Raw genomic sequence first — 5,960 nt, 5'->3', positions numbered from 1 at the left:
GAGTCCGACGACAACACGCCGGACGAAAGCGACCCCGAGGAGTCCGACGACTCCGACCCGATCGCCGCGAGCCTCGCGGCCCTGCGCGAGTCCCGGGGCGCCCGGGGGCGTCCGAGTGGGTCGCTGGCGAACCCGTTCGGGGTCGCGACCGACGTGGCGTCAGCGCTCGACGGGCTCGCCGCGGCCCTGGGCCGCTCGCCCCAGCCGGACACCGACGACGACGAGGACGCCGACGAGGCCGACGCGTCCCACGAGGGCGACGCCGGCCACGACCAGGCGCCCGAGGGCGACGCGCACGACCGGTCGGCCGACCGTGAAAAGCGCTCCGACAAGGGCGAACGATCGGACGCCTCCGCCGCCGCGTCCGCGGATCGCGACGACGCCAGCGACGCCGCGGACACCGGTGATGGTGCCGACTCCGAGGACTCCGACAACGACGGGGACGATTCCGACGACGCCCCCCGCCGCCGTCGCCGCCGTCGGGGCGGGCGTCGCCGCCGCCGGGGGTCCAGCGACTCCTCCGACGACGCGAAGGACGACTCGTCCGACGGCGACTCCGACGACGACGACTCCGGCTCCTCGAAGGACTCCGACGACGCGAACAAGGGCGACGACGAGGCGTCCGACCACGGCGGCAACAACGACAACGGTCCGTCGCGACGGCGCCGCCGGCGCCGCCGCCGCGGGGAGGACACGGGTTCCACCGACGAGGAGGGCGTCGACGTCGTCGTGAAGGTGCGCGAGCCGCGCCGGTCGAAGTCGGCGAACGACGAGATCACCGGCATCGAGGGCTCCACGCGCATGGAGGCGAAGAAGCAGCGCCGCCGCGAGGGCCGCGCCGCCGGACGCCGCCGCGCGCCGATCCTGTCCGAGGCCGAGTTCCTGGCCCGCCGCGAGGCGGTGGACCGGATCATGCTGATCCGGCAGGCCGACGAGTACACGCAGATCGCGGTGATGGAGGACGGCGTCCTCGTCGAGCACTACGTGGATCGCGACAGCTCGGCGTCCATGATCGGCAACATCTACCTGGGCCGCGTGCAGAACGTGCTCCCCGGCATGGAGGCCGCGTTCATCGACATCGGCCGCGGGCGCAACGCCGTCCTCTACGCGGGCGAGGTCGACTGGGAGTCGTTCGGGGTCACCGGCTCCGACCGCAAGGTCGAGAAGGTGCTCAAGTCGGGCCAGCCGGTGCTCGTCCAGGTGACGAAGGACCCGGTCGGCGCGAAGGGCGCCCGCCTGACCAGCCACATCTCGATCCCCGGCCGCTACGTGGTCTACAGCCCGGGCGGCCAGCTCTCGGGCATCTCGCGCAAGCTTCCGGACGCCGAACGGCAGCGACTCAAGGGCATCCTCGACGAACTCGTCGGCGAGAACGCGAGCGTGATCGTCCGGACGGCCGCGGAGGGGGCGTCCGAAGAGGAGCTCGTGCGCGACGTGAATCGCCTCAAGGCGCAGTGGGAGGTCATCGAGAAGAAGGTGAAGGCCGGGAGCGCCCCGCAGCAGCTCTACACCGAGCCCGACCTGACGGTCCGGATCGTGCGCGACCTCTTCACCGAGGATTTCAGCCGCCTCGTCGTCGACGGCAACGGCCAGGGCGAGGACGCCTTCGACACCGTGCAGGGCTACGTCACCCACGTGGCGCCCCACCTGCAGGAGCGCCTGACGCACTGGAACCGCGAGAACGACGGCGACCTGTTCGACAAGTTCCGCGTGAACGAGCAGGTCGCGAAGGCGCTGGAGCGCAAGGTGCACCTGCCGTCGGGCGGGTCTTTGATCATCGACCGCACCGAGGCCATGACGGTCATCGACGTCAACACCGGCAAGTTCACCGGCACGCAGGGCAACCTCGAGGCGACCGTGACGTCCAACAACCTGGAGGCGGCCGAGGAGATCGTCCGGCAGCTTCGGCTGCGCGACATCGGCGGCATCATCGTCATCGACTTCATCGACATGGTCCTGCCCGCCAACCGCGAGTTGCTGCTGCGGCGGCTCGTCGAGTGCCTGGGCCGCGACCGCACCCGTCACCAGGTGGCCGAGGTGACCTCGCTGGGGCTGGTGCAGATGACCCGCAAGCGCATCGGGACCGGCCTCGCCGAGGCCTTTACCGTGCCCTGCGAGACGTGCAAGGGCCGCGGCTACCACGTCCACGACGCGCCGGTCGCGACGCAGGCGCCGGCCGACGGCGGCGACCGCGACCACGGCAACAATCGACGGGGTGGACGCCGTGGCGGCCGGTCGTCCGAGGGCCGGCAAGGCGGCAAGAACGGGAACGGTCACAAGTCCGGCGACAACGAACACGGGTCCGGCAAGGGTGGAGAGTCGTCGGCGTCCCACGATGCCGACCAAGCCTGAGCCGGTCAACGATTCTGTCACGGTCCGCCGCGCTCCCGCGGCGGACCTTCCTCCGCGGCATGATGGAGAACGGGGTTGATATGACTGACGTTTTCTCAACCGCAGTTCGCACGAAGATTCGCCGGGCCCACCCCGACGCCGGCCGCTGGCTCGACCAGGTGCCCGACGCGGTGGAGCGCTGCGCGCGCCGGTGGCGCCTCGACGTGGGCTACCCGGTCGACGGTGCCAGCGACTCGCTCGTGCTGAGGGCGGTGCGGGGTTCGTCCCCCGTCGTCCTGAAGCTTGCCGTGCCCGGCCCGGCGCTCGAGCGGCAGGTCGCGATCCTGGACGCGGCGGCCGGCCGCGGCTACGTCCGGCTGCTCGACGCCGACACGAGCGCGGGCGTCCTCTTGCTCGAGGCGCTCGGGCAGAGCGTCGGCGCGCGCATCGTCGCGGGCGCCGAGGGCCGCCGCGACCTCTCGACGATATTCGCCGACACGCTGCAGCGTGCCTGGCAGGTGCCGAGCGGTCTGATCGAGTCGGGCCCGCACCCGGCGGTCGAGCTGCGGCGCACCGTCCAGCGGCTGGGTGCCGGCCCGGCGGGCCGCGACTATGAGGCGGTCGTCTCCCGTGCGCTGGCCTACGCGGACCAGCGTCTGGACGCGTGTGACCCGACCCGGCAGGTCCTCTGCCACGGCGACCCGCACCCGTGGCACCTGTGCGAGGTGCTGCAGGCGCGTCCGGGGGCGCCGGCCGGCGTCGTGTTCGTCGACCCGATCGGGGTGCGCTGCGAGCCCGAGTACGACCTCGCGGTCGTCACGCGCGAGGGCAACCGGTCCATCCTCACGACCGAGGACGCCGTCGTCACGCTGCGCGCCTGGTGCGCGGCCCTGGCGGAGGCCACCGACACGGACGCCGAGGCGATCTGGCAGTGGAGCTACCTGCTGCGCGTCGCCCGCGGCCTGCACTTCCTCGCGGAGGAGAACCAGCCGGACGAGGGGCGTCTCTATCTTCAGACGGCCGCGGGGCTGATCGTCCGCCGCCGCTGAGGCGCTGGCCGCCGCGGCGTGCCGGACGATCGCCGCGCACGCGGCGTCCGCGCTTGTGGGACGCCGCCGGTGCGGGAGGCGGGCGGGGCCGCGAGGGAGTCCCCCGGAGGGCGACTAGAATGAGGCCGAGACCTCGCAGCAACGGTGCGCGAGGCGTCCCCATGAGAGGCGATTGATGACGGACGTGCCGGCCCCGATCCGCTCGCATTTGCGGACCCTGCAGCCCGAGTGGCAGGCGTGGCTGGAGTGGCTTCCGGGCGCGCGCGAGGCGGCCGTGGAGCGGTGGGGTCTGACGCTCGGTCCGGTGGTGTCCCAGTCGGTGGGCTCGGCCGTGTACCACGTGACGAGGCGGGGGCGTCCGGCGGTGCTCAAGCTGGTGACGCCGGGGGAGTTCTTCGACCAGCAGGTCGCCACCATGACGGCCGCGAAGGGCCGCGGCTACGCGCACGTGTACGAGTCCGACCTGCCGGGCGGCGCGGTGCTGATGGAGCGGTTGGGCCGCTCGCTCGACGAAGAGTGGCGCGCCGAGTTCGGCAACGTGCCGGGCGAGGTGCTGCTCGGGTCGGTGCCGGTGGAGCCGCACCTGCACGAGCGCACGCAGACGCTCATCGAGGCGTGGAAGGTGCCGCTGTCCGTGGCTCCCGAGGTGGACGCCGAGAGCCACAAGGCCGCCCAGCTGGGCCGGCTCGTGGAGAGCCTGCACGCGTCGCTGGGGCTGGACGATGTGGACGCCGTCGTCCAGCGGGCGCTGCTGTTCGCCGAGCAGCGCCTCCAGGCCCGGCAACCCGACCGGCAGGTCGTGTGCCACGGCGACCCCCACGAGGGCAACCTGCTGCGGGTGCTGTCGCCGCGTCCGGGGGCGCCGGCCGACGCGGTGTGGGTCGACCCCGACGGGTTCCGGTGCGAGCCCGACTACGACCTCGGCGTAGCGGTGCGCAACGCGAACAAGTTCGTGCTGGCCTCCGACGATCCGGTCGTGATGCTGCGCGGCTGGTGCGCACGACTCGCCGACCAGACGGGCACCGACGCGGAGGCGATCTGGCAGTGGGGCTTCCTGGAGCGCGTCTCGACCGGGCTGTACCTGCTGGACCGCGGCCTGGTCGACCGCGGCCGCCGCTACCTGCAGGCCGCGCGCTGGCTGATCAGCCGCCGCTCGTTCGGCTGACGGCGTCCGAAACCCTGCGCGCGCTCACATGATGAGCTGGCTGATCGCGTGGATGATCAGGCCGGCGAGCGCGCCGACGATCGTGCCGTTGATGCGGATGAACTGCAGGTCGCGGCCCACGTGCAGCTCGATCTTCTTGGACGCCTCCTGCCCGTCCCACCGCTGGATGGTGTGGCTGATGACCGTGGACAGCTCGCGGCCGTAGGAGCGGACGAGGAACGCGGCCGCGTCCCCGAGCGCGGCGTCGACGCGCCGCTGCGGGCCCTCGGACGTCGCGAGGGTCGCGCCGAGACGCTCGAGGGACGCCTCGACGCGCGCCCAGAGGGCGCTCGTGTCGTCGTCCATGGCCGACTCGAGGCTGCGGCGGGCGCTGTTCCACAGGGCGACGACCGTCTCGCCGGCCTCGGGGTGGGTGAGCAGGCGCTCCTTCAGCGCCTCGACGCGCTTGCGGACGGCCGTGTCGTGCTGCAGGTCGCGCGCGACCCGCAGCAGCAGGTCGTCGAGGGCCTTGCGGCTAGGGTGATCGGGCGTGTTGCGGATCGCGACGAGCCAGTCGATGAGCTTTTGGTACAGGTAGTCGACGATGCGGTCGTTCACGAACTCGGGCGCCCACTTGGGGGCCTGGTCGGCGAGCATCGCGGCGAACTTGCCAGGGTTGGCGAGCACCCAGCGCCCGACGGTGTTGACGAGCAGGTCGACGAGCCCGCGATGGGCGTCGTCCTTGACGATGCCCTCGAGCAGGCGCCCGAGGGGGCCGGAGAGCTGCTCGCGGCTGAGGCGCGGCAGGAGGGCGTCCTCGGCGATCGCCTTGACGTCCTCGTCGCGGACGCGGTCGAGCGCGGCCCGGCCGATCCGGACGCCTTCAAAGACCACCCGGCGCGCGTGCTCGGGCTGCTGCAGCCACTCGCCGACGCGGCGGGCGATCTGGCCCTCGGCGATGCGTTCGCGCACCACATCCTCGGTCAGGAAGTTCTCGGCGAAGAAGTCCTGGAGGCTCTGGGCCAGGTCGTCCTTCTTCCGGGGGATGATCGCGGTGTGCGGGATCGGCAGCCCCATCGGATGACGAAAGAGCGCGGTGACGGCGAACCAGTCCGCGAGGCCGCCGACCATCGCGGCCTCGGCGCCCGTGTTCACGTACCCCCACACGCCCCCGTGGTCGAGCCCCAGCGTGGCGAGGTAGATGACCGCGGCGAGCAGCAGCAACGACAGCGCCACCAGCTTCATCCGCCGGAGGCGGTCGCGGCGCAACTGGTCTGCCGCCGACGTCAGGGAGAAATCCACCACGACCCAAGGTTTCCACGCGCGGGCAAGCGCTGTCAGGCGCGCTGCGACGGCGTCCGAGAATCGGGCGCTGACCGCGGGCTCTGCCAGGATGACCGCCATGGCGAGGGGGACCACCGGACGGAACGACGCCT

At 72.3% G+C, this 5,960-nt stretch carries 4 protein-coding genes; 3 read left to right on the top strand and 1 reads right to left on the bottom strand.

The genetic code is table 11. The features are described 5' to 3' along the window. The 3 genes from WMJ97_RS14060 to WMJ97_RS14050 all read left to right on the top strand — a co-directional run. Positions 1-2,352 (top strand): Rne/Rng family ribonuclease (locus WMJ97_RS14060; protein ID WP_347349634.1); only part of this gene is annotated, 2,352 nt, incomplete at its 5' end. Between the two features lie 80 nt (positions 2,353-2,432). Further along, positions 2,433-3,380, top strand: a complete 948-nt coding sequence (locus WMJ97_RS14055) for an aminoglycoside phosphotransferase family protein (protein ID WP_347349633.1) — start codon at positions 2,433-2,435, stop codon at positions 3,378-3,380. A 175-nt stretch (positions 3,381-3,555) separates the two neighbouring features. Next, positions 3,556-4,545, top strand: coding sequence for a phosphotransferase (locus WMJ97_RS14050; RefSeq protein WP_347349632.1), 990 nt, complete (start codon positions 3,556-3,558; stop codon positions 4,543-4,545). 24 nt (positions 4,546-4,569) lie between these two features. Here WMJ97_RS14050 and WMJ97_RS14045 read toward each other — a convergent pair. Further along, positions 4,570-5,960, bottom strand: a 1,391-nt coding sequence (locus WMJ97_RS14045; protein WP_347349631.1) for a DUF445 domain-containing protein, incomplete at its 5' end; no start/stop codon positions are given.

Source organism: Nigerium sp., assembly GCF_039811905.1.
Taxonomy (GTDB): Bacteria; Actinomycetota; Actinomycetes; order Propionibacteriales; family Propionibacteriaceae; genus Propioniciclava.
The sequence above is the reverse complement of the archived record's forward strand: the minus strand, read 5'-3'. Positions and strand labels throughout refer to the sequence as shown.